This is a genomic window from Peribacillus sp. P4_D6 (genome assembly GCF_056401795.1).
In genome coordinates this window covers 1-24,764 of record NZ_JBFUIQ010000058.1, presented here as the reverse complement: position 1 = coordinate 24,764, position 24,764 = coordinate 1, and the positions used below count along the sequence as shown (strand labels likewise).

At 37.2% G+C, this 24,764-nt stretch carries 20 protein-coding genes and 5 pseudogenes; 2 read left to right on the top strand and 23 right to left on the bottom strand.

Translation table 11 applies throughout. From position 1 onward, the window contains the following. The 9 genes from AC1DVB_RS16585 to AC1DVB_RS16545 form a co-directional block, all read right to left on the bottom strand. Window positions 1-208 (bottom strand): 4Fe-4S dicluster domain-containing protein (locus AC1DVB_RS16585; RefSeq protein WP_477590058.1); only part of this gene is annotated, 208 nt, incomplete at its 3' end. 2 nt (window positions 209-210) lie between these two features. Next, window positions 211-1,611, bottom strand: a complete 1,401-nt coding sequence (locus AC1DVB_RS16580; RefSeq protein ID WP_477590056.1) for an FAD-binding oxidoreductase — start codon at window positions 1,609-1,611, stop codon at window positions 211-213. Between the two features lie 118 nt (window positions 1,612-1,729). After that, entirely contained in the window at window positions 1,730-2,257 is a 528-nt protein-coding gene (locus AC1DVB_RS16575; RefSeq protein WP_477590054.1) for a gamma carbonic anhydrase family protein, read from the bottom strand. A gap of 41 nt (window positions 2,258-2,298) precedes the next feature. Then, a complete protein-coding gene (locus AC1DVB_RS16570) occupies window positions 2,299-3,471 on the bottom strand; it encodes a CaiB/BaiF CoA transferase family protein (RefSeq protein ID WP_328119303.1) in 1,173 nt (390 codons plus the stop codon). Window positions 3,472-3,538: 67 nt separating this feature from the next. Further along, window positions 3,539-4,549, bottom strand: coding sequence for an aminopeptidase (locus AC1DVB_RS16565; protein ID WP_454861178.1), 1,011 nt, complete (start codon window positions 4,547-4,549; stop codon window positions 3,539-3,541). Further along, window positions 4,546-5,310 (bottom strand): enoyl-CoA hydratase/isomerase family protein, encoded by a 765-nt coding sequence (locus AC1DVB_RS16560; RefSeq protein WP_328131574.1) that lies wholly within the window; start codon window positions 5,308-5,310, stop codon window positions 4,546-4,548. The genes AC1DVB_RS16565 and AC1DVB_RS16560 overlap by 4 nt, the downstream gene beginning before the upstream one ends. Window positions 5,311-5,325: 15 nt before the next feature. Beyond that, window positions 5,326-6,447: a 2-keto-3-deoxygluconate permease gene (locus AC1DVB_RS16555; protein ID WP_328119300.1), complete on the bottom strand. Its 1,122-nt coding sequence runs from the start codon at window positions 6,445-6,447 to the stop codon at window positions 5,326-5,328. A gap of 344 nt (window positions 6,448-6,791) precedes the next feature. Continuing rightward, window positions 6,792-8,576, bottom strand: coding sequence for a sigma-54 interaction domain-containing protein (locus AC1DVB_RS16550; protein ID WP_230136313.1), 1,785 nt, complete (start codon window positions 8,574-8,576; stop codon window positions 6,792-6,794). Between the two features lie 285 nt (window positions 8,577-8,861). After that, complete coding sequence (locus tag AC1DVB_RS16545) at window positions 8,862-9,155, bottom strand: hypothetical protein (RefSeq protein ID WP_230136315.1); 294 nt, start codon at window positions 9,153-9,155, stop codon at window positions 8,862-8,864. Between the two features lie 131 nt (window positions 9,156-9,286). On the opposite strand from AC1DVB_RS16545, the pseudogene AC1DVB_RS16540 reads away from it, so the two are divergent. After that, window positions 9,287-9,382: pseudogene (locus AC1DVB_RS16540) on the top strand (LysR family transcriptional regulator); the annotation flags it as partial. Between the two features lie 256 nt (window positions 9,383-9,638). Here the strand turns inward: AC1DVB_RS16540 and AC1DVB_RS16535 are convergent. The 4 genes and pseudogenes from AC1DVB_RS16535 to AC1DVB_RS16520 all read right to left on the bottom strand — a co-directional run. Next, a pseudogene (locus AC1DVB_RS16535) lies at window positions 9,639-9,848 on the bottom strand (HAD family hydrolase); the annotation flags it as partial. Between the two features lie 423 nt (window positions 9,849-10,271). Beyond that, on the bottom strand, window positions 10,272-11,288 hold the full coding sequence (locus AC1DVB_RS16530) for a bifunctional metallophosphatase/5'-nucleotidase (RefSeq protein WP_230136060.1): 1,017 nt from the start codon (window positions 11,286-11,288) through the stop codon (window positions 10,272-10,274). A gap of 78 nt (window positions 11,289-11,366) precedes the next feature. Beyond that, window positions 11,367-11,561 carry a twin-arginine translocase TatA/TatE family subunit gene (gene tatA / locus AC1DVB_RS16525; RefSeq protein ID WP_057276038.1) on the bottom strand — a complete coding sequence of 65 codons (195 nt, stop codon included), beginning with the start codon at window positions 11,559-11,561 and terminating at the stop codon, window positions 11,367-11,369. Between the two features lie 56 nt (window positions 11,562-11,617). Beyond that, window positions 11,618-13,063 carry an alkaline phosphatase PhoX gene (locus AC1DVB_RS16520; RefSeq protein ID WP_057276039.1) on the bottom strand — a complete coding sequence of 482 codons (1,446 nt, stop codon included), beginning with the start codon at window positions 13,061-13,063 and terminating at the stop codon, window positions 11,618-11,620. Between the two features lie 752 nt (window positions 13,064-13,815). Here AC1DVB_RS16520 and AC1DVB_RS16515 point away from each other — a divergent pair. Then, window positions 13,816-14,019 carry a hypothetical protein gene (locus tag AC1DVB_RS16515; protein WP_034312777.1) on the top strand — a complete coding sequence of 68 codons (204 nt, stop codon included), beginning with the start codon at window positions 13,816-13,818 and terminating at the stop codon, window positions 14,017-14,019. 102 nt (window positions 14,020-14,121) lie between these two features. Here AC1DVB_RS16515 and AC1DVB_RS16510 read toward each other — a convergent pair whose 3' ends face one another. From AC1DVB_RS16510 to AC1DVB_RS16465, 10 genes and pseudogenes are all read right to left on the bottom strand, one after another. Continuing rightward, the gene (locus AC1DVB_RS16510; protein ID WP_477590049.1) at window positions 14,122-14,307 is read right to left on the bottom strand and encodes a hypothetical protein; all 186 of its coding nucleotides are present in this window, start codon (window positions 14,305-14,307) and stop codon (window positions 14,122-14,124) included. 435 nt (window positions 14,308-14,742) lie between these two features. Next, window positions 14,743-15,471: an RNA polymerase sporulation sigma factor SigH gene (sigH, locus tag AC1DVB_RS16505; RefSeq protein WP_082854653.1), complete on the bottom strand. Its 729-nt coding sequence runs from the start codon at window positions 15,469-15,471 to the stop codon at window positions 14,743-14,745. Window positions 15,472-16,270: 799 nt separating this feature from the next. After that, window positions 16,271-16,396: pseudogene (locus tag AC1DVB_RS16500) on the bottom strand (5'-nucleosidase); the annotation flags it as partial. Window positions 16,397-16,776: 380 nt separating this feature from the next. After that, window positions 16,777-18,024, bottom strand: coding sequence for a helix-turn-helix domain-containing protein (locus tag AC1DVB_RS16495; protein WP_057276042.1), 1,248 nt, complete (start codon window positions 18,022-18,024; stop codon window positions 16,777-16,779). 127 nt (window positions 18,025-18,151) lie between these two features. After that, window positions 18,152-18,259: pseudogene (locus tag AC1DVB_RS16490) on the bottom strand (MarR family transcriptional regulator); the annotation flags it as partial. A gap of 49 nt (window positions 18,260-18,308) precedes the next feature. Beyond that, window positions 18,309-22,391 carry a S8 family serine peptidase gene (locus AC1DVB_RS16485; protein ID WP_454861174.1) on the bottom strand — a complete coding sequence of 1,361 codons (4,083 nt, stop codon included), beginning with the start codon at window positions 22,389-22,391 and terminating at the stop codon, window positions 18,309-18,311. A gap of 377 nt (window positions 22,392-22,768) precedes the next feature. Beyond that, window positions 22,769-23,056, bottom strand: a pseudogene (locus AC1DVB_RS16480) (DUF6584 family protein); the annotation flags it as partial. A 154-nt stretch (window positions 23,057-23,210) separates the two neighbouring features. Then, window positions 23,211-23,480 carry a hypothetical protein gene (locus AC1DVB_RS16475; protein ID WP_057276044.1) on the bottom strand — a complete coding sequence of 90 codons (270 nt, stop codon included), beginning with the start codon at window positions 23,478-23,480 and terminating at the stop codon, window positions 23,211-23,213. Window positions 23,481-23,718: 238 nt separating this feature from the next. Continuing rightward, a complete protein-coding gene (locus AC1DVB_RS16470; RefSeq protein ID WP_454861173.1) occupies window positions 23,719-24,180 on the bottom strand; it encodes a GNAT family N-acetyltransferase in 462 nt (153 codons plus the stop codon). 97 nt (window positions 24,181-24,277) lie between these two features. Continuing rightward, window positions 24,278-24,739 carry a GNAT family N-acetyltransferase gene (locus AC1DVB_RS16465; protein ID WP_057276046.1) on the bottom strand — a complete coding sequence of 154 codons (462 nt, stop codon included), beginning with the start codon at window positions 24,737-24,739 and terminating at the stop codon, window positions 24,278-24,280. Window positions 24,740-24,764: the final 25 nt, after the last annotated feature.

The following is a 24,764-nucleotide window of genomic DNA, read 5'->3' as shown; positions in this document are numbered from 1 at the left end:
ATCCAAGACATTTTTCTATTGGCTCTCTTAGGTCATCTATTGTGATTCTATCTTCTGCAAACATCTTGACGAGATTAATACGTCCCCTTGGAGAATTGGACTCATTTTTCATAGTTTCGTATGTCGGACAAGCTGGTAAACAATATCCACACTGGACACAATTGAAGGTTTCATCATAGTTTAACTTTCTTTGGAGTTCAGAAATCATACTCATTCTCTTAACACCAACTTCTGTCCCTTTTCCGGGAATATTTTCCCTGGATTTAATATATTATTGGGATCCCAAGCTTGTTTAACCCTTCTCATCATATCTAATCCATAATGTCCTAACTCCATCTCCATAAAGGGAGCTTTCAATGTTCCAATTCCATGTTCTCCTGACAAAGTCCCCCCTAATTTAATCGCAGCCTCAAATATTTCTTCAACCGCTTTTTCCACTCGTTTCATTTCCTCTACATCTCGTTTGTCACAAATAATATTAGGATGAAGATTTCCGTCCCCTGCATGACCGAAGACAACAAGATGAACTTTATATTTTTCACCGATTTCTTTTAACCTTTGAAACATCTCCGGAATCTTACTACGTGGTACCGTGGCATCTTCTGAAACCTTTGTAGGTTTTATTTTGACTATAGCTGGAGAAACCAACTTTCTTGCCTTCCAATATATTTCTGCTTCTTTCTCGTTTCCGGCAATCTTTACACTTACAGCCCCAATCTCTGTAAAAACCTTCTCAACAGTATTCATTTCTTCTTTAATGGCTATTGGATGGCCATCAAGTTCGATTAACAGTATCGCTTCAGATTCGATAGGAAGGCCTAATGGCTGATAATTTTCAACGGCAATCATAGAATGCTGATCCATTATTTCCATTTTTGAAGGAAGAATGCCTGATGTTAAAATTTTAGATATAGCTTTTCCTGATAAAATGAGATCATCAAACACAGCCATCAAGGTTAAAGTAGCAGGTGGTTTAGGAACCAATTTTAACGTTGCCTCAGTTATTATGCCGAGTGTCCCTTCAGATCCTACAATTAGCTTTGTTAAATCATAACCAGTTACATTCTTAATTGTTCGCCCCCCTGTTTTAATAATTTCTCCTTCAGGGGTTACAACTTCTAGGCCAATAACATAATCCTTTGTCACTCCGTATTTTAGCCCCCTGGGCCCTCCCGAATTCTCGGCTAAATTGCCTCCAATCGTAGAAACATGGGAACTGCTTGGATCAGGTGGGTACATGAGTCCGTACCTCTCAGCTGCATCATTAATCTTAGCTGTAAGAACTCCAGGTGAAACCACTGCAATTAGGTCATCAGGCTCAATACTTAAATAACTATCCCATTGAGACATATCTAAAACAATCCCTCCTTTTACAGGTAATGGACCTCCACTTAGAGAAGTCCCTTGCCCACGAGGGTAAACTGGAATCTTATATTTATTTGWCAATTTTAAAATAGATGACACTTCTATTTTATTCTTCACTTGAATCACCATATCAGGGAGAAACGTACCAAAAGAAGCATCGTAACTATAACTATGTCTATCAGATAAACTCGTAAAAATTTGGTTAGAAGGAATGATTTCCTTTATTTCATTCAATTTCAAGTCCATTTTATTTGGCTCCTTCTCATGCAACGCCGCTTCCATTAATTCCTCCGAATGGGGCTTGAGCAGTTGTAGGCTGTTGGTTGCAATACTTTTGTCGCCAATTCCTATAAACATTTGTACTTCAAATTTCATCCTCCACTTCCTTGGAATACTCGCGCTTCCAAAGTTCAATATATTCCGTTGCATTATGAATATTTTCATTCTTCTCTGCTTCCGTCAGCTCCCTGACCACTTTAGCAGGAATTCCTATAGCTAGCGCTCCTTCTGGAATAATCCTACCTGGTGGTACAACTGCCCCAGCTCCTACTTGTGCTCCCTTTCTAACGGTAGCACCATCTAAAACTTTCGCTCCAATGCCGATCAAAGCTCCATCCTCAATTTTACAGGCATGTAGGACAGCACCGTGTCCAACAGTTACCCTTTTCCCTATATGTAAAGGGAAATCGGGTGTAACATGACAGATACAACCATCTTGCATATTGGTAMCTTCCCCTATTTCAATAAAATTTTTATCATCTCCCCTTAACACGGCTTGTGGCCAGACGCTCACATCCTTTGCAATCCTAACGTCTCCAATAATTTGCGCTGACTCATGTATAAAGGTTTCAGAATTAATGGATGGAACTCTTCCTCTTAAACGATGAATCATCAACACCATCCCCCTATCACTCTCGTAATTAATATTAGATGTTATATATTTAACTCTTTATAAGATTGATCAGATTTTTCTAATCCTAATTCTTTTAATATTTCCTCAGTATGCTGCCCTAGCAAAGGAGCTGCATTTCTTATTTGACCAGGATTTTTTGATAATTTGATAGGAATACCTAACGCCTTAATTTTTCCTGCAATAGGATGTTCTAACTCCTCAACCATTCCCCTGGAAATAGTATGTGAATCAGTTAATGATTCTGGATAAGAATTAATTGGTCCGGCAGGTATCCCTACTTCTTCAAACTTCTCTAGCCAATAACTTCTTGGGCGTTTACTTGTTTTTTCTTCAATTAATTGTATAAAAACCTTTAAATGCTTGATCCTTGAAGGATCATCGATAAATCTTACGTCATTTAGGAATTCGGGTCTCCCTATGATATGACAAAATACAGGCCAATGATGTGGTGTATCTGCTCCGACAGTGAAATAGCCATCACTCGCTTGAAAGGCTTGATAGGGTGCCGACAATCGGTGTCCGCTCCCAGTAGGTTCTGGGGTTTCACCATTAACCCAATATTGCGTGCTTTCCCAAACAGATAATGCAAGGCCGGTATCAAATAAAGAAGCATCTATAAATTGACCTTCATTTGATTGAACACGTGCATACAAAGCAGATAGTATTCCATAGGCAGCGAAAAGTGCTACACCCAAATCTGTGATAGGCAACCCACACTTTACTGGGTTTCCACCTCGTTCTCCGGTCACACTCATGATTCCCGTCATTCCCTGCGCAATTAAGTCATAGCCCCCGCGGGATGAATAAGGTCCATATTGACCAAAACCGGAAATAGAGCAATAAACTAATCGAGGATTAATCTTGTTCAGGGTGTCATAATCTACACCCAATCGCTTAACTACACCCGGACGATAATTCTCAACTAGTACGTCTGCTGTTTCAATTAATTTATAAAATATTTTCTTGTCTTCATCATCTTTCAAATTCAGCGTCATGCTCCGCTTATTTCGATTAATAGCCATAAAAGCAGCACTTTCTCCATCGATGTGAGGTGGCCATCTTCTAGTATTCTCACCAGTGGGTGGTTCAATTTTAATTACATCAGCTCCCATATCGGCTAGTAACATACTGCAATATGGGCCTGCCATTACCTGACTGAGATCTACGATACGGATGCCATTCAAAGCACTCATCAAATCAATCCCTTCTAACTTTTAATAAATATTTATTAATCTATCAACACAGTATCCTCCATAAAAATCATAAATAAAGTTCATTGTTCCGAAGAATAGTTACACCGTCTATTTCCACCATAGCGTCTTTAACAACCATATCGTAATGACCTTTTGCCTTAATTACCCCACCAATATAAGCATTCGTACCTAAAGCAACGTGAATGGTGCCAAACACACCTTCATCACTTAACATACTATTTTCTAACTCACATTCCGGGTTCATACCTATTCCAAATTCACCTGCATGATAGATGTTCCCATCTTCATCATTTCGTTCAATTAATATTTTTTTAAATAAATCAGCTTCCTTTCCCCCTGTAATGGAAACAGCCTTCCCCCTCTTAAACTCAACAACCACAGGAGTATCTATAAGGCCAACTCCTGGTATACTTCCATCTACCACTAAGACACCTTCTGCTGATCCTTCAACAGGTGCGATACTGGATTCGATGCAATGCACAGCAGATATATCCTTGGTATTAGCAAAACCTGTTAATGCTCGCCCTTCCCTTCCTTTAATGGATAGTCGTAAATCCGTTCCTTGAGAAGTCGTTACCCTAACTACATCACCGGTGGTTAATAAATTTGCTACCTGTTCCACTTGGGGTCTAAGTGAAATAAAATCAGCTTGTAATCCTTTACTCAGCAAAATGTTATCATGGGATTCTGGCAAGACTAAAACTCTAGCACCAGCTGCTTGTGCCTCATGACGAGCATTTGTGTGTGCGATGTTATAAGTAGTTGGAGCAATCACAACATCTACTTCTTTCATAGCTGCAGCGACTGGATCGGGTAGCGCATCACCATGCCCCTTTCTTGGTGGCATGGACATCGTGATCGGTTCAGCACCTAAAGAGTAGGTTACAGTTGCTAATGTTTTAGCAATACTTTCTGTTTGAAAATCCGTTAAGATCAACACTTTCTCTCCTTCTACAACTCCTGCCAATACTTTTATCAACGCAATAGCACCTGGATACATCATAACTTCCTTCATCGCTTGTGGATCCTCCCCTTCGTCTATTAATTTCTTAATCATCTTCCTTGGAAAATTGGTATTTGTTTATTAAAAAAAGACTCAATGGCATGTTTGTGATCTCGTGTATCCTGGCAAGTTATGAAAGCATCTAACTCATATGTCATAGCTTCCTTCCAATTTAAATCCATTGTTTTTTGAATTGTCTCTTTCGCATTCCTGACAGCTATTGGTGCACGTGAGGCTATCATTTTTGCCCACTCTAAAGCTTCATTCATTAATATAGTATGAGGAACAACTTTACTAGCCAAACAACGTTGAAATGCTTCATCAGCAACGACGGTTTTGCCCGTTAATATAACTTCTTTTGCGTAAGCCTCTCCTACTAACCTTACAAGTCGGGTAGGTCCGACAACTAATCCTACCTTCACTCCTGCTGCACACAGCTTAGCTCGCTCGGACATAATTCGAATATCACAAGCTAAGATCAGTTCAAATCCCCCACCAAAAGCATATCCATTAACAGCAGCAATCACTGGCTGTGGCATTTCATTAACAACATCATAAATGCGGCAATCTTCTTCAAGAAAGTAGCGTACAGTCTCAGGGGTCAATTCACCTTCTTCATTTAAATCAGCTCCTGCACAGAATGCCCTGTCACCTTCTCCTGTCAAAATAATGACTCGAACATCAGTACGAGACTTTAGATTTTCCATATACGGCACAAATTCTTCACGGAATTCCCTCGTCAAAATATTCATTGGTGGGTTATTAATCGTTATGGTGCAAATCTGATTTTCAATATTGGCCTTTATCAACTTCATTGTTCCATCTCCTTTCTAACCTTGCTGATTCACTTCCAACGACTTCTCATTTCTCTTAGAAAAATCCTCCAATCGACCGTCAATCCCTTTGCTTCTTTGATATTTATCCCAAAAAATTACCCCGATTGGACAAAGAATTGAAGAAGTAATAGTAGAGATAGAAATTTGAATTGTGGCTAGATTAGCTATTTGCTGAAAACTTTGTGCCTCTTCTAATGACATAAGTCCTGCTCCTGCAGCAACTGAAGCAGCTGCTGCTATGGCCGCTGGTGTTCCCACTGCATTCCCTGCGGTTGATGCCTCGGCAACGGGACCAATTGTACTTTTCTCTCCAAATATACGATAAACAAGGATTCCTGTTAGACCGGTAATAATGACCGTTGCAAAACCCAAGACAAGACCGCCCCAAACAGCTTCAGCATTAAAGAAACTCATGAAGTTCATTCCTGCTCCTAAACAAAAGGCAAAAAAGGGAACAAGTAACGTTTCACCTGGCTTTAGAAATTCTCTAATGTCCTCATCCAAGTTTCCTAATAGCATCCCTAATGCAATTGGTAACAATACCGCGATGAATGCAATAGCAGGGAAGTTAATTCCTACTATTCCCAATGCCATCATGGTAAAGAATGGACCATCATTTAATGTCAAAACAGAGATTGCTCCAACATCTGAACGGTTACCATATTGTCCTGTGAGAACGGCATACATTCCTTCATTTCCATTTGTCATTGCAGCAATAATGGCAAGAGTGGATAATCCAAGGAGCCCGTTCATAGGATCAAAAAAGTAACCGAATAGAAGGCCAATTGTAATTCCAGTCAAACACTTACTAGAAGTTAATAGAATCCCTTTTTTTAAGGCTTTTCCACCCACTCGTAAATTCATCTGACTGCCTGCACAGAACAAGAATAAACCGATAAGTGTCAATGTCCCGTTTTTAAAGAGAGCTTCCGTAAACCCTCCAATTCTCATAAACTCATAAATGCCTTCTTCGACAGGTGTTACTCCTAATGATTTAAGAAACTCCATAACAAGTGGAATATGGAGCTGATCAATCGTATTAAAGAGTGCCCCCAACATGAGTGGGATCACCATAAGTCCCCCTGGTACTTTTTCAATCCTTCGCTTGATCCTCATAAAATCACTCCCAAATGGAATTTCCATGGAAAACGCTTACAATTTTCGAAAGATTATTTTTGTTATGGAAATCGAAAATACATTAGTTTTTCATAAGTCACCCTCACCTTTCATTTTCTTTTTCATCTATTACTAATGCAATTACTGTACCAAGTTGTTAGAAATATCGAAAAATTAAATAAACCCTTATTCTAGACAAATTTAGCTTTACTTTTCAGAGAAAATAATCAGTAGCAAGACCCTTTTCATTTCGCAAAATGCAAATTAAAAAAGGAGGTTAGCCCTAATAAATATTAAAAAGGACTAACCTACTACCGATTTCTTCATTAATCGCAAAATGCAAACTACATTTGCATTTTGCGATTAATTTCAAACTTATTGATTTTCCTATAGAGAGTAGCTACGTTTATTCCTAAATCCTTCGCAGCCTTCTTCTTTCCATTCAATGTTTCACCATGTTTTTTTAAAGATTCGATAATCATTTTTTCTTCCATATCTGCTAAGGTTAATCCTTGGTCTAAAACACTTTGATTAGCTTTGACCCTAACTCTAGTGGGTAAATTTTCTAATGTAATCCAAAAAGATTTTGCCATATTGATAGCGTATTCCACCGTATTTTGTAGCTCTCTAATATTTCCTGGCCAATTATAAGAACATAGACATGCTTCGGCTTCTGGAGTAAAGCCCCTTACTTGCTTTCCAGTAATATTCACATAGTGATTAACAAAATGGTGAAGAAGGACGGCTACATCTCCCACTCGCTCTCTTAATGGAGGAATATGAAGGGGAATAACATTTAATCGATAAAATAAATCCTCTCTAAACTCTCTATCCTTTACCATTTGCTCTAAGTTTTTATTGGTTGCTGCCAGCACCCGCACATCAATATCTAGAGACGAATTAGAACCTATCCTTTCAACCCTTCTATCTTCTAAAACCCGCAAAATTTTAACTTGTAGATGAAGTGGCATATCACCGATTTCATCCAGAAAAATAGTTCCGCCATTAGCCATCTCAAATTTTCCAGGCTTCCCTTTTTTCCTCGCCCCAGTAAATGCTCCTTCGTTATATCCAAATAATTCACTCTCTAGCAAATGTTCTGGAATTGCGGCACAATTAATCGCCCTAAAGGGTTTGTTTACCCTTTGACTTTCTTGATGCACGGCCCTTGCGAAAAGTTCTTTACCAGTCCCACTTTCACCCAAAAATATTATGGTGGAGTCAGAGGTTGCGATTTGTTTCGCTATATCTTTCACTTGTAGAATCGCTTTACTTTTCCCTACGATAATGTCAAAGGTTGAATCATCTACCTCTGACGTAATCGAATATGCTAATTTTTGCACATCTTTTAAATCCTTAAATGAAATGGCCACTCCAATAATACGATCATCATGAACAAGTGGGATAACACTACCAATGACCTGAATCATTTTTTTATGTATTTGAAGTGAAAATTCAATGTCTGTATATCCTTTCGCTGTTGATAAAACTTTCGTAATAGGCAAATCAGGGATGATATCCGAGACATTAAGAGTGAGGATTTCATTTCTTTTCATCTTTAGTGTTTTTTCTGCAGAACGATTTAGCTCCAAGATATACCCATTTTGATCTACTGCGATGATTCCTTCATACATCGATTGCATAGCCACTTGAAGCATTTGAAACATATGTAGATACTTTCCTAACAACGTTTTTGCATTTATTTTACTGCTAATTAAGTCAGCCATTTTCCCAAGGTAATTCGATAAAACAAGCTGTCTATCTTTAAACTCTGCCTTCTGTTCTTCAGAAAATGCGGTTAAACTAATCACCCCAACGTTTTTCCCTTCATGTTTCAGGGGAAAGGACACATCTGCTTTTTCGGGGCAGTTTCCATGGAGAATGCAGCTTTTACAAACATCATGAAAACCTGGTTCAAAGTTATAAACATGCTTCCCTGTTTTTATCACTTCTTTTATAATATGTCCTCGAACCGGCTCACCCACAACAGCATGATGACCACCACCTGTAGCAGCAACCACCACTTTATTCTGATCATAAACAATGACTTCCAAATCTAATACTGACTTAATTGCTTCTGCTACCAAATTCACTTCTTCTTGCACTTCAAAAAGGATCGATTTTCCCATCTTCCTCCCCCTATTTAGTAAGACATAGATCCTTAATAATTTTCGTTATATATAATTCTTCTGCTTGTTAAAAGGAAAACCTTCTTTTTATAAAATGAGTTTATAAAAAGAAGGTACTCTATTGTGCTTTCGTATTCTTATATTACTGGGCGTGAATTGGCCAATTCTCATTATTCTGCGATTGCCAATGAATAAACCGCTTCACATTTTTGCTTAGGAATACGTTAGGACAAAGTAATCTCTTATGCTCTTTTATAAAAAGAAGTCTGGTTCTACAATGTTGAATCATAATCGGATATGTGTAGCAGAAATAACTGAAAGACGAAAATCTATATCTGCATCTATTTGCACTAAGGACTTTTTGAATCGTATTAACTGGATAGGCATGGCCGGATGGTATTGTTGTTCGTAGTTGGAAGATTCCCGAAATGGATTTCTAGATACGGAATCCATTATTTTTTTGGCTTTTTCCCATGCCCATTGACCAGAACGGCTAGGATAGAACTCCATTACACTCTCTGCTAGTTTACTTTCTCCGGCTGTTAATACCTCCTCTGAAGTAGTATATTCCTTTAACATCAATAATCAAACCTTTAAAATTAAATCGCCAAAAGCCTTTCGGGATTCAGGAAACACTTGATTTAAAATAGTGTGAAACTGTAGTTTAGCTTCCACAATTAGAGCGTTTCCGCCTGGATAAATTTCACCACATTAAAATTTTTAAGAAGAATTCCCCAATGATAGATTTTGAATTTCTGCTTGGTGATTATACAGAAATAGAGAGTTGGATCCTAAATGGGCGTGTTGGTTTATCTCTATACCTCAGCCTGATTAGGGCGTTTATAGATTTACTTAATTATCTCTAGGAATAACCCCAAGAAAAAAAGCTACCAAGATTGGCAGCCTACAAGGGAATAAGGTATGATAGCAATTTACTCTACTTAATACAGTTTTTTTACTCCTTTACATTAATAGTATTTATTTTTTTACCACCTATAAATTTTTCTTCTATTTGAAAAGACCTGTATCATTCATTCCAATTAAAATCTTCTTTTATACTGATGCGGTTCTTTGGTCATCACCAGTTAGCATCACCGTTTTAAAACCCATACGATTCAATTTATTGATGACTTCTTTTGATGATTCTCTCATTTCATCAGCTACTGCAATGATGGATAGGATTTCTTTTTCCGTTCCTAACACCATTAAGGTCTTTCCTTCAGCCATTTCGAGCCATTTTCCCTGACCTTTCGAAAAATATTCGTTAAATAGAAAAACCACCCCGCGTCGCAAAGTGGTGGTTTTTCTCGTTGTTCAACTTACTATTCCACCCCTACTTGGCTAGCGAATTAGGGTGACTTGTTCATCGGTGACATACCAATGGATTTCTTCACTTATTATTATATACACAGGCGATCAATTAATTCATATTAAAAATGATCCTTGTTTCTGGAACTCTTCATCTTAAAGCTAAAACTTAAAAATTAAGTGAAATTTGTGATAGAATTTGTTAAGCATATACAAGCGTATTTATTTTCATACTTTAATTAAGACAACTACGAAATATCGGTCTTTTAAAGAAATTTGCCTAACAAAAGAAAATAAGCCTGAACCAGAATAATGGTTCAGGCTTATTTTTATACCAAAATATTTTTGGTAGCATATCGTTGCCAAACGGCAATTAAATGGTAATAGTCATAATTGCGCTTTCAAATCTGCACGATAATCGTCTATAATCGCTTGTATCTCCGGATCAGCCGGAACATTTGTGACGTCGTAGAGAAATCCATCGGATTCGACCAAAGTCATTTTGGCGTCAACGACTTCAAAAGTCAAATTAAGACGGCCCAAATAATGTTCTTGTTCTCCGCCAGCTTGAGTAATTGGCACCATCACCTCTCCGTTGAATTCATATTCGGGAGTTTCGATGACCTTGTGTGTATCTGCCCCGATTACCGCCGAAACTCCGGGAACCTGAGCCAGCTTGTGGTCTTCGGGATTTCCAGCATGCGAAAGGACAATGTTTACGTCTGACTTCTCACTCACTTCAGGAAGCAACGCATTCAAGGCTTCAACCGGTTCGATGAAATCGAGGTCTGCAACATCATCCCAACCGCGAATTTCCGGCTTCATCGAAGTAAGGCCGATCATCCCGACTTTAACGCCTGAGAAAGTAAAACTCTTCCAAGGCTTGACATTCTGTATGTACTTTCCTGTTTCCCTATTAATGACATTTCCAGTAAGGATGGGGAAATTTACGTTGCGATGGTAATCCTTTAACTGTTCATAACGGCTGTCCGGTGTGCCCTCCCCGGAAGGGTATACGCGGAAGTCGTTGTTTCCGAGAGCCATTGCATCATAGTCCAAAGCTTTCAACAGGGACGTCTCCAACTCTCCTTGACCCGCTTGAAACTCGCCGCGCAGGAAGACATCCCCGCCATCGACGAGAAGCACATTCTCCTCTTCATTGCGCACACTTTCAATGATGGTGGCATACTTCGCAACAGAATTGTGATGAACGGTTCCATCATCCAGCGTGACGATGTCATCCAAATGACCATGAAAGTCATTTGTCTGGAGAATGGTGAGTTCAAACCTCTTTCCCTCCTTGAGCTTTTCCTCCGCATCTGCCTTATCGGGAATTGCGGCAAAAGCGGCAGCCATCGCCAGCGAAAAGCAGCCCTTCAAATAAATCTTCCTTATTATATTCATACTATTTCCTCCATGCATTTACTCTATTAAATGATAAAAATAGTTATTTAGTTTCCAGTCTTTTCGATTTCTCAAGAGCTATTCGATTGTTTTTTCTTCAAAGTTAGTTTTTTCTTCTTTTTCATTGCCGATCAAATCATTTGTCGATTTTTTAAATTCTTTTAATGTGTTTCCAAATGCCCTTCCAATTTCGGGTAATTTAGAAGGGCCAAAAATGATTAACGCTATGACTAGAATGAGAATTAAACCAGGGATGCCGATACTGGATAACAAACGTCTCACCCTCTATTCCATGATGGTTTGTTAGTACTCAAAAATGAGATCATCACTTATAAAATTGGCATGCCATGACGCTCTAAAGCTGCTGCTTCTAATATAGACATGCCTTGTTCTTCTGCGAATGCAGTAAGTTTATCCGAAACAACAGGAGCAAGACTTGCTGGCGGCAAAGCCTGGTTCATAGCTCGTCTACGGGTAGAATTTCTGCGTGCAAATGGTCCCCATATCGCAAAGGTGATACCTGGTGTTTGCATATTCACAAAGAAAGTATTTCCATCTGGAGAAAATGTAGGGCCAGCAAATTCAGAACCGTTCATCATATTCTCAGCGAAAGTATAAATATTTCCTTCAGGAGTTAATCCGACGATACGGTCATTGCCGCCGCCATCTTCGGCAATCCAAAGATCTCCCCAAGGAGTGATCGTAATGTTATCCGGTGCTTCTAAATCATTTTTATCAGTAGACTCATAGAATAGTTCTAAGTTGTTTGTCGCTGGCGTGTAGCGATAAACACGGCCAAGGCGTAATGAACCTGCACTTGTATCATCAAACCATAAAGTACCTTCAGAAAAATAAGCCCCTTCTAAGCGGCTAAACTGAATACAGCCTTTATCCTTAGCATCTTGCTGTGCAATTTCAGGATTTAATTTTTTCCAAACAACCCCGAATTTTTGTCCAGTATTAAATTGACTTGCAGCTGCAGCTGGCAATTCATCAATCGCTGCTGCTTCAAGGATACCTCCCTTTTGCAGAGAACCTAGCTTTTGACTACGGTCATGTGGTGTAAAACGGTATAAGAAGCTTGGACTTGCGTCTTCGGTTAAATACCAAATTCCTGTTGAAGGGTCAACATGCCCAGCTTCATGGGAGAAATAACCCATATCACGGATCGGTGTTCTTGACATTTCGTTTTCAGGGTCAAGCGGATTCACTTCAAATACAAAGCCATGTCCCATATCTCGAGTTTCTTCCATTGTTAACCAGGTCCCCCAAGTCGTAGCTCCGCCCGCACAGTTACGGATCGTACCTGAACTTGATACATACTGATCAATAACCTTGTTATTTTGTCCAACGATTATTGTGGTTGTGCCGCCGGCAGCGCCAGCGCTCCAAGGTTTTTTCCCGTTTACAGGGTAATCTGAATTTGTCCCATTTTCATGGTTTCTTACAAGAATGGTTGTACCCTTTTCCCCTTTATAGGCAGCCATTCCATCGTGAGCAGATGGGACAAGGTCACCATTAGGCATGATATCACCAGTTTTTGAAAGCATTTTGTAATGAAATCCCCTTGGCAGATCAAGAACTCCATTTGGATCTTTTACTAATGGGCCATAGCCACCAAATCCACTTGTTGGATTGCTGGAATCCGCTGCAAATCCTTTTGTAGCTCCCGCAAGAGAAAATACCCCAGTTGAACCAAGTGTTAATGCTAAAGTACTCATTCCGCCAACTTTTAAGAAATTACGTCTGTTTAAACCACTATTGCCAGATTTCATCAACATTACCTCCAAAAAATCTTTTTTGAGGGATGCTATTATATCCCTTATAGCAAACCCTACCCTCAAAATTAACAGACCATTTTAAATGTTCTGTTAAACTCATGTGATTTTATTCCTTCGCATGAAAGATAAACCAAAAGTCACGGTTAATACGAAAATAAAGGAGGTTATTACGGCATTTATAACATGTAAAGGGCGGAAATTGATGGTATTAGTCAAAAATGGAGAAAAAACTAAGGATTTTGTCATAAAAAGACCGATGCAGAATATTAAAGCTTATTAATCGTTTGTAAATATAAGAGATACACTATGACAAACTAGTTACCCCGATTAATGCCACCAAACTATTGAATTTTTGGAAGAGGAAAGGCAAAGACTTGATATAGTGGAATCACGCTTGATATCTATTCGCACACAGTGAAACATGCAGAAAAAATCAGCCGATGAGTTTGATGATTGTAGGACGTACAAAAATGCACATAACAACAAAAAATAAAATCCGTACGATTGTAAGACAAAGCGACAGTCTTGTGCAGTTCCTGTGCAGTATTTGAGTAATGGAAATAGCGAGACAACACCCCAAATATATATTCYCTACAGGACTACTCAAAAACAATCAATAGCTTTTACATAGCCAATTATTAAGTAAATGGTGTCGATTTATTTTTCGACATATTCTTTTCTTAAAAGGAATTAACACTTGGATAATCGAATATAGGTATTTAAGTTTATTAGAAGGGGTGATTCAAGTGAGTATTAACATGGCTGAACATAGACTTGTCAAAGAAATAGCGATTTCAATCATCTCTACCCGTTTAGAAAAAAGCTTGGATGAAATAGAAAACTTATTTGGTGTTATTCTCGATACAGAACCGGCAGATGTATTGGCTACAAAAGCAAAACAGTTAGCCTCTGCAACTACTGTAGAACAATGCATTGATATTTTTATATAAAAGATTGAAACTTAAAAGGCATTACCAAAAAAGGTACTCACCCTTGTTGTGAGTACCTTTTTGCCTGAAATTTCTGCCTCCAAAAACTGAACATGAAAATGATTATTTCACTTCCATAATCCGTTTTGCTTTGCTACCCGTAGTATAATCTGTGAAAAAGATTTCATAAGGTGCATTACCGGTTACTCCGAAAGCAGCAGGTCCGTTAACGTGCTTACCAGCTTGAACACTCTCGGTTAATGTATCGAGAGGATATACCTCCATCTTTTCACCTTTGCTGTCATACACTTCAAAATCTCCTGCGCTAACTACTTGTTCTTCTTTTGTACCATTTTGGTATTCAATATCAAATCCCAATACTTCTTTGGGCTGTGTTTCTTCGAATTCGTTTCTTTCCTTTGTGTAATGTACATTTGTTAATGTTATGATATGACCTACTACATTTACCTTTTCACCTAGTTTAAAGGTTCCAACCTCTTTAGGTTTTTGTTCGGAATCTTCATCGAATTCAATAGGCTTCTTGTTTTCCGCAATAACTGTGACTTGCTTGTTGAGAGAATAATCGTTTTAATCTTTCTGTTAACATCAGTGCCCTTCCTTCCATACCGGTGTTTGTTGTATTTTTAATTTCACTATTAAATATAACTAAGGTTTTCAAACACATAAAGCCAAAGGGTTAAAAACCCTTTGGCCAAAAGATCAACTTAATAGTAAACGGCTCTTTTATCTATTGAATGTGCCTTCTATTGCGTGTCTATTTCTAAGTTCCAATAAACTCTCCAATTTTCTCTTCACTCTCTGCAACGCATTATCTATAGACTTGGCGTGAGTATTTAATTTATCAGACATTTCTATATAAGTGAGGTCCTCTAAGTAATAAGCCAAAACCTTCTTTTCTAACGGACTTAGAACCTCAGATAATTTTAATTCCAAGTCATCAGCAGATTCTTTATCTATCAATATCGCAACGGGATCAGAAATAACGGTGTCTGTCATTACTTCCATAAGAGTATGATCCGGATTTTCTTCATATATAGGCATATCAAGCGAAATAGAAGAATTTAACGGAGTATGTTTTTGACGAGTAGCTGCCTTGATGGCTGTAATAATCTGCCTCGTGATACATAGTTCTGCAAACGCTTTAAAATAAGATTGTTTCTCGCCATTAAAATCCCTGATGGCTTTGAACAATCCTATCATCCCCTCTTGGATAATATCTTCTCTATCTGCCCCAATTAAGAAGTATCTGTTAGCCTTAATCTTTACAAAAGATTGATATTTTTTCATCAGAACTTCTAGTGCCTCCATATTACCTTGCCGGACCTTTTCTATTAATACTCCATCTTCAAAATTTGCACATAGGAATGACGGTTTTTCTTCGATAGCTATACCCACAAAAATCCCTCCACTGGCTGCATTCAATTGAGCCTTGTTGTTTAAACGGACGCCCATTTTATATGCGGTAAATTACCATATTATTTAATATTAACCTATAACAACCACCAATGATATTAGATTATTTCGACAATTAAATACATTCCTATACACCTTTTTTTAGTTAGAAGGATCCGTTTACACCCTCTTTTGCTGTTTTCTAAAAGATTGTTGCCCTTAGGATAAAAAATTAAAAACTTGAATTTTATGGTAAAATACAAGGTGATTCTTATTCAAAAAACAGGCAGTTTAATGGAGTTGCATTTTAAACKTTTGTACTAGGAGTTGTTTCCTATTATACCATTTATAAACAATGAAGGATGAGGGATTTCATTCTTTTTTCAACTCTATTTTACTACTTCCTATGCAACTATCCTGCCCCTATAGATGCATAAAGAAAAAGCTGCCTTAAAGACAGCTCCGATTTTCAGCTAACGCACCCTTTAGTCGAATAAGACAAATGTTTAACTCGTTAGCTTAACATTGTATTATTTCTTCATCTTTCTTAATTGAAAATATATTAAAAAAGAAAGAAAAAATCAGATTATGCTTATTATTCTTTCGACAATTTTATGGTCTAAAAACATAAAAGGTACTGATGCTATATTTAAAATTTGAAACATATAAACCTCTTTCTAACTACTCCTTATATAAAAACAATTATAGGCTACTCTCCAAACTAGTAAAACAAATAAAAATCCCAGTTTGTTTTTCAACTAACTGCCTCTTTAGTTCATTAAAGGTTTTTTTCACTTGAATATGAAAGTATGCTTAGAATCGTATTTCAAAAGGCCGCCAATTGGCGGCCTTTTAGGATTTAAACTAACTCTAAGATTTCTTTGAAATTATTCACTACAAAATCTGCTTGTTTTAATTCATCTCCTTGAGCAAAGTCAAAGTTCACACCAACGGCAATAAGTTCATTATCCTTAGCAGCAGATACTTAACTCATTGGTGCCTTAGAGCCCACCCGTTTGTCAGACTCCGACGCCCACGGTGTACCACGACTTTCGCGCCCTTTTATTGAATATCACTATTTATCTTTAATTATCTAATACAAAGCATCTATGTAATAAAATGAAATTCAGTTGTTTGACTAAATATCACTAGGCAAGGTAGCCGAATTGTTGATAGTTCATCATACTTTAAGTTGATGGACTTATCAGCTTTACATATTTTCTTTTCGATATCTTTCAATTAAACTTTTAATTGCTTTCCAATTTTAATTCTTCTTTGATTGACTATTTTTTCACGCTGACTTTCAGCTTCAATCCAATCTATGCAGCATTAACATCTGCATAGAGTATCTATTTTTATTAAGCCTTATTCATGATCATAGTAGCTCTTTCTGCCTTGTATGTAAGAATTGGCCAGGTCCAATGCTTTTTGGACGGCACCAATTCGGTTATAGAAGTGGAAGAGTTTTTTTTCGTAGTGTTCAATTAACATGGTGAAGCCCATATTTCTAAAAAAAGGAAGGGCTGTAGTCTCAATAAAATGATAGTAATCGTCTTCTTCATGATTAAGCTGATAAAGGTGTAATTCAAAAAAAATCCAGTTATACGATTTTGTCGATTTTGCTATTTTAAGGCCTTTATGTGCTAATTCCAATAAAATCTCGTTTGAAAGTAGTTTTCCTTTATAACAAGTATTAATATAACCATCTAATGCAGTTAAATAATGAGGAACCTTTTCATCCATTAGTTTCATGGCTTCTTTGTATAGTTCGGATGCTTCTTTGTATTTTTTTCTTCTGTAAAGTTCAAATGCAAGATTATTAAGGAGCTTTGATTTACGGTCTATTTCATTAATGGTATCACAGGTACGTATTAATTGTTCGTAACGTTCTTTCGTCTCTTCAAAATCATGAAGCTCCTTTGCATTTAATTGTAATAACATGATCGTCTCTGTATCAATTATTCGGATGACATTTAACGTTTTTTGAAAATAGTCAAGAACTTTCTCTGCATAATAATACGATATTATATTAAAATGAATAAGGTGATAGGCTAGTGCCAAATGGTAATAATATTCAAATTGATTATATTGACTTTGATCGATCGATGTTAAAATTTGAATACAATCTCGATACTGTCCGTTGTGAAAGTAATACATACCTAGAACATGTTTTAACATATTGCGGTCTTGCGGAGAAAAAGATGATTCATTTTTTTGCAGGTTTTGAATAATTAATAATGCTGTTTCTAACTGATAATTAGATAAATAATACCTTGCAGAGAGTAATTGATAGAAGACTTGAAAATCTGGCAATTGAATCAGTGTTTCTTTTTCGATTTCTTCTTTTAAAATTTCTGATTCTTTGCTTTGTTGCATAACGAACGTGTTGTGCCATAACTTTAGTTTCTGTTGAAGATTATGATACCGCACAAATTCATCATCAAGACAGATATTCAATCTTTGGGATAATAAGTGGGTAATTTCCCCTGAGTATTCTGTTATCTCTCGTTCTATCTTACTAAGATGTGTAGCAGAACAAATTCCTTCACAAAGCTGCCCCTGAGTCAACCCCGCTTTTTCACGATAAAACTTGATAAGTTTCCCCTCAATCATAGCTTCACCTCTAGGTTGTAATTTTATCTAGTATATATAGAAAAAAATAAATATATAATCTATATATTCTAGTAAAATTAAGAAAAGCGCAAGACTACTTTAATACCATCCCTCTATTATTAGCTTTTCAATATTCACTCTTGTTTCCCTTTTTTACGAATTCCCAATCTACCTCAATATTTTATTCTGAAGAAAATCCAAATAACGCAACCTTATTGGAATACTCTCTTTCTTTAAAAGTTAAAACACGATGAAGCTAAGCTTTCATCGTGTTTTTTTTATATTTATGGCTGAATTCCCAACTCAACTAAAATTGATTCTAATGTCTTACCTTTATACTTCTTCTTTGGTTTTGGAGCATTATCGACATGCTCATTTTGCTTGAGATAGTTTGTTTGAACATATTTCATATCTTTGGCATCAACTATTCCATCAAAGGTGATATCCGCTGCACGCTTCTTTGTTTTCCATGCATTTTGAATTTCAATCGCATCGAGAACATCAATGACATGGTCTTGGTTTACATCACCTGCTGTAATATCAAGGGCAGGTATCCAGCGATTTTGACCGTATAACTCACCATTGTGCTCAAAACCAATACCGGAATTCAGTTTTTCTTTCGTGACAAAGTGGCCTGGCGCTTTCATTTCAATCGTGAAGGCATTTGTGCTTAACGGCAGCTTGTTGAATACATATTGTCCATCATTTTCTACCGTTGATGTCGCATCGAACTCTTTTCCTTCTGAATCAAAGATTTTCACTGTACCGCCAACCTTGCTCCAATCCCTTTTCTCTGTAACAGTACCATCTTCATTTTTAAATCCTTGCGGAGAGACATAACCTCTGGCCATTGAGAATTGCGGATTAACCTTCCAAATATAACCAGACTCTAACACACTGCTTGTCTGATTATTAGCATTCATTACGCTCACAGTCGGATTAATCGCTGCTCCAAGGGTATATTGATCATCCTGAACCTTTAACGTAACCTCAACGACTTTTGAATGGTCTAATGCTTTACTCTCTTCATTAAATTGGACAGTAACGACCTTGTCTTTAATCGTTAAAGAGGCTTTGTCCGAGAATTCGCTGTGAAGCTTGGCATCAACTAACTCTACGCTATCTAAACCTCTGTCATAGCCTCCGTCACCATTAAAGTTCCATTCCGCCTTTGACACTGCGTTTAGGTTATCTAATGAAAGTGTTGCTTTTACCGTATCGCCTGTTTTCACCTCATACTTTTCGCCAATAGCATATGCGACAGGTGTACCTTCTTTTACAAAGTAATATTGCTTTGTAGCAGGTTTGTTTCCTGCCATATCATATCCATTCATGCGAAATTGAAGTGCTGGGATGGATTCATCCAGGGCGATTTCTTCGACAAACTTTCCTTCTTTATCCATTGGAATTGGCGTAGAAGGGAAACCACCTTGACCCCAGTAATACACCATCGAGTTCGATGATTGATCGATATTTACGCCCAATTTCTTTAGTTCGTCAATGGTTGGATCTGTGATTTGAATGTCGAATGGATATGTTTTTTGACCTGGCTTATATTCAATAAATGGAGACTTTCCATCAAGTGAACTTTTGAAGCTCGGTGCATCGAGATCGATGAGCAAATGCTGCGTTTCAGTTGTAACCTTCCCGGAAGTACCTGTACCAATGAATTTCAATTTGTAATGTCCCGGTTTTTTCACATAACTTGCTTCTTCCGAAATGGGCTGTTTTGAGTTTCCTGTAAACTCATAATAAGCTCCATTAAATGCATATAATCCATAATCTACATTGTCATAAGCGTAATCTAAATTTATTGTTCCGACCAACCCGAGGTCCTTTCCTGTTTTGCCATCTTGAAGAACGACATCCATTTTTTCCATTGGTGCACGAAGGTTAAAATCAGCAACTGCAAATGGAGTACGCATAGGATCCCATGCCACTTGGTTTAAATGACCTGGGGAAAAGGCAGGATTTAGTAGCCCGACCTTATTAAACCCATCTTCCATTGTGCGGAAGCTGAAAGGAATCCGATACTGYTCTGATGAATTCGCATTGTTTGTTAATGTAATATATCCTTCGTAAATTCCATCCTTTGCTTTCTTAGGAATAAGCAAACGTGGTGTTACTTTTTTGAAGTCTTCACTTTTCACAGAAATTTTGCTTGGAATATCCAGCTCCACTCCATTTTCCTTCAAGCTGTTTGAACCATTCGATTCAGTTACAGCTACATTGAAAGTTTTGTTTACTTTATCATGGTTTTCAATAGTGATTGATTTTTTCAGATTTAGTTTTTTATCTGCATAGTGAACATCAAAGCTGAGTCCGCCCGTCAATTCTTTTACCTTGATTAATTCCTCAGCACCTGGAACAAATGTTTTATCGTTAATTTTGAAGCTGGTTCCACTATACACAGCTTGGTATGGATCAACTCTTCCTGCTCCAACTTCAAATACACTATAATCTCCGTTGAGAGGATCTGCCGTATTCATTAGAACGGCTTTAATATCTTCCGGCTCTAATTGCGGATTCGCTTGAAGCATGAGTGCTGCAATCCCCGCTGTATGAGGAGTAGCCATAGATGTTCCAGAATATCTTGAATATGCATATTGATAGTTTTCTTGATGTTCAGCGTCCACCATATAAGAAGGGACTGTTGAAAGAACACTTACTCCCGGTGCCGTCAATTCTGGCTTCATATCGTATGTTTCTCTTGCCGGGCCTCTTGAGCTAAAGTCTGCTAAGTGGTCACCTTCTGTCTGTTTATCCGCGTATTTGGAGAAAGTAAAATTCGCTTCACCTGCTTGAATCTGTGCTTTAATGCTTTCTCCCGCTTCTTTTGTTAAAGAAAATGCAGGCACAAAGTCAACGGACTCTCCAAGATTGGCATTAATCTGCCCTTCCACATTGTTATAAAGAAGAACGGCGGCTGCTCCATTTTGTTTCGCATTGCTGACTTTTTCCGCTAAGGCGAATTCTCCGCGTTCCACAAGTGCAATTTTCCCTTTTACATCCTTGCCGGAATAATCAGAGCCATTTCCTAAACCGACATTCACTACCTCATAGGATTTCCCTTCCCATTCCTTTAAATGGTCTGAATAGTGGCGTCCCAAACTAACAAGTTCGATCGAATCTTTATTTCCGATTTTCCCATTGAAAGTAGAAACCGCCATCGGTACATCACTCGCCCCGACTGTCAAAGCAAGTGCTGCTGAGCCAGGTGAACCTAATGTATAATCATCTGATCCTGCATTTCCAGCTGCTACAACTGCTGTTACATCATTAAGGACAGCATAGTTAATGGCAGTACTGGTTGGATCATAAGGATCATTGATGTCCGATCCGAGGGAAAGGTTGATAACATCCATGCCATCGTTTACAGCTTTTTCTATACCTGCAATGACCCCTTCAGATGATCCTGATCCATATGGTCCAAGGACACGATACGCATATAAATCCACATCAGGAGCCACACCTTTTACAGAAACCTCTGCATTCGTTCCTTGGCCAGCAATGGTACCTGCAACATGTGTTCCATGGGAAGTATAATAGGAAGAACCGGACCAGCTAAATTCTGGTTGCCCCGACGCTTGCCAATCCTTGTACGTTGCCTCCATTGGATCATTATCTTGATCAACTAAGTCGTAACCGCCCTTATAGGCATCTTTCAAATCAGGGTGGTTGTAATCAATCCCTGTATCAAGAACCCCAACTTTGATTCCTTTTCCTGTAATACCTTCATTGTGCAGCTGGTCAATTTTTAAATATGGAATACTTTCAACGGATGTACCAGGGGCTGATTTCTCTCCCATGGCGATCGGATCGACCTTAAATTCTACATTTTTATATACTGCTTTTACAACTTTGGATTGCAAGAGCTGCTCTACCTGATTAGCTGGCAGCTTCATAGCTACCCCGTTATAAACGGTCTTAAAGGTAGAAGTGATTTTATGACCTGTTTTCTTGCTTCTAAGATTAGTAGATGGAAGAATCGATTGAATGTCTTTATTAAACTGAGCATGTTCCTTTTCTACTTGATCATCCGCTTGTTTTTTTGAAAGCTTCTTTCCTTTTACATTCGCATCCAAGACTGCAACTTTTCCCGGCTTTGATTTGAACTGGACGATGACCGAGATTTCTTTATCCTTTTTTAACTCTTCCATTTTAAATCCTTGCAATCCGACATTATCTGTCATTTCAAGTTTATTTAACGCTTTTCGTTGTTCACTTGTCAACGAGGCCAAGACGTCTTCTGCCTTTATGTTCGCTGCATTTGCATAAGGAATGAAAGGCGTGTTTGCTGATGAAAGCAGCAGGCCAGCTGACAGCGTAATCGCTGCTGTTCGTTTAATGAATGAATGAATTTTCATATCTTCCCTACTTTCTTAGTTAAATAGAATTCCCCGAAAAAATACCCCTTTCTAAAAATTTAAAATATTCATACAATAATCTTAATTGCCTTTCTATCGGATTGCTATTGGGTTAATTTTACAGGACTTTATACCTTCTTTCTCTTTTATATGTTCTGAAAAATCATTATTTTTGCGAAAATTAGTGAAAAAGACTTAAATTCATTTTTATAAATTGGGGTTTTCTTTAGTAAAATAAGAAAATATGAATTCCATTGAAAGAGTTGAGGAGGGGAAGATCTATACTTAAGTTGCAGCAAAAAGGTTTATTCACGAAAATATCCAAATTAACTTCCAAGTGTTATTCTCTTATCTGACCCAATTGTTGAACAAAGATCAAACAGCACTGTTGTACTAATAGAATAGGTTCGTTTCCCAAAGATTTTTTCGAACAGAATACACGCTTTTACCATCTCTGATGCCTTATTCTTTTCTAAATACCAGTAACGACCTGCCATTGAAGGATATTTTAATGCAAATTAGATGTCCCCTAATTTTTTACGGAGTTCTAACTCATTAGGATAGGTTGAAATTAACCCTATTAGTCTATCCCTTTCTTTTCCTAAATCATTTTTTTCAATGTCCTCTTCTATCTTCTTAATCGTTTTAACAGGTACCTTTTCTATACAAACACCTCCTTATCTTTTTTCTATATAGTATTTATTTCTAGGTAGTTCAAAATAGTTCTTTTTTCAACCGCCCCGTTAGTAGCATAAGAAAAAGCTGCCTTAAAGACAGCTCCGATCTTCAGCTAACGCACTTGTTTGTTGAATAAACAATTTAAAATCCATTACCCTGGAATACTATTCTCATTAATTCGACGGCTATAAAGTAAACGAAACCAACGAAAATACTAAGACCTAAAGCAAATTTTCTCCAAAGTCCTTTCTCACTAAGAAAAGAAAAAGAGAAAGATATAATGATTCCAAATATCATTAATATACGAAAAGTTGTTACTCCAGGATCAATTACTCGTGTTATATTCGCAGCAAAGAAACAAATAACCAAGATAATTAAAGTAAACGAAATAATCCCTAAATATTTTCTCATGATTCCCCACCCTTCCCCCTAATCTATTTTACCAAAATATAACAAATTTGTATTTTTTATTTGGGTATCTGGTTCTTTAGCTCCATAAGAAAAGGGCTGCCGAAGCAACCCCTGTTAATGAACTAACGCACCGTTAGTTTAAGTACAAATCTTCATAATCTTTTTTTGAGAAATCGGAATAAGTCGTCACTATAACTAACTCAAAGATATCTTATAGAGAAGAAAAAAATAAATAATCTTATAACTTTTTTTCATATTTAAATAACTGGAGTTTTTCAGTAACTTGTACTTCACCTATTTTTATATAACCTAGCTTTTCATAAAAATGGTGATTTCTTTTGTTTAAATAAGGAGTATATAAGCTCCAATCTTTTATCAACGGAAATTCGGACTCCATTAACTTGATTATCTTACTTCCTAGTCCTTTATTTTGAAATTCATATCTTAAGAAAAATTTACTTAATCTTAATCGGTTTTCATCCAAAGGGCGAATATCTATTGCTCCAATAATAGCATTGTCAGACAATATTGTGTAATGAAAAAAACGCTCAATGTTTTCGATTAATTTTGCTTCTGTTTCATTTACAGGGGTTGAATCGTGGTCTTCATATAAGGCATAATCTTCTGCAAAAACTTCTTTTTGTATAGCTAACAACATATCTACTTCAGTTAAACTTGTTCTTTTTATGGTAATGTCCATCTGTGATGCACAACCTTTATTTAAATTTTTATGATAATTACTATTTAATATTAATATTTTTTGTTCAATTGAACTGCCCCGTAATTAAAACAAGAAACTACAACTGTTTATATACAAACTCCCTATACTTTATAAAATTTTGCTTTTTATAAAAGTCCTTTGCAACACTGTTCTCAAACCAATAATCTAATTCTATTAAGTCTATTCCTCGATCGTTCGCAATGTCATATATACATTCCATAAGGCTTGAACCATAACCCTTATTCCTCTTTGTATCCACTATGCTAATCTGGTGTACATAAACAGACTTATATCCTTTTTTAAACGCATTTTCTTGATATTCTCTTATCTCTATCCAAGCATAGCCGAGAGCTTCTTCGTTATCTTCTAACAAAAGGAAAACGAAACTTTCGTTATTAACAAGACTTTTGAAAACTTCCTTCACATTTTCATAGTTATATTCCTTGAAATATTTAGGATATAAATTTAAATGTAAATCGTGCACATATTTATTTAATTTAGCAACCAAGTTGAAATTCCGAGTTTGACTAATTTTCAAAACAAATCCCTCATCTATCTTTCAC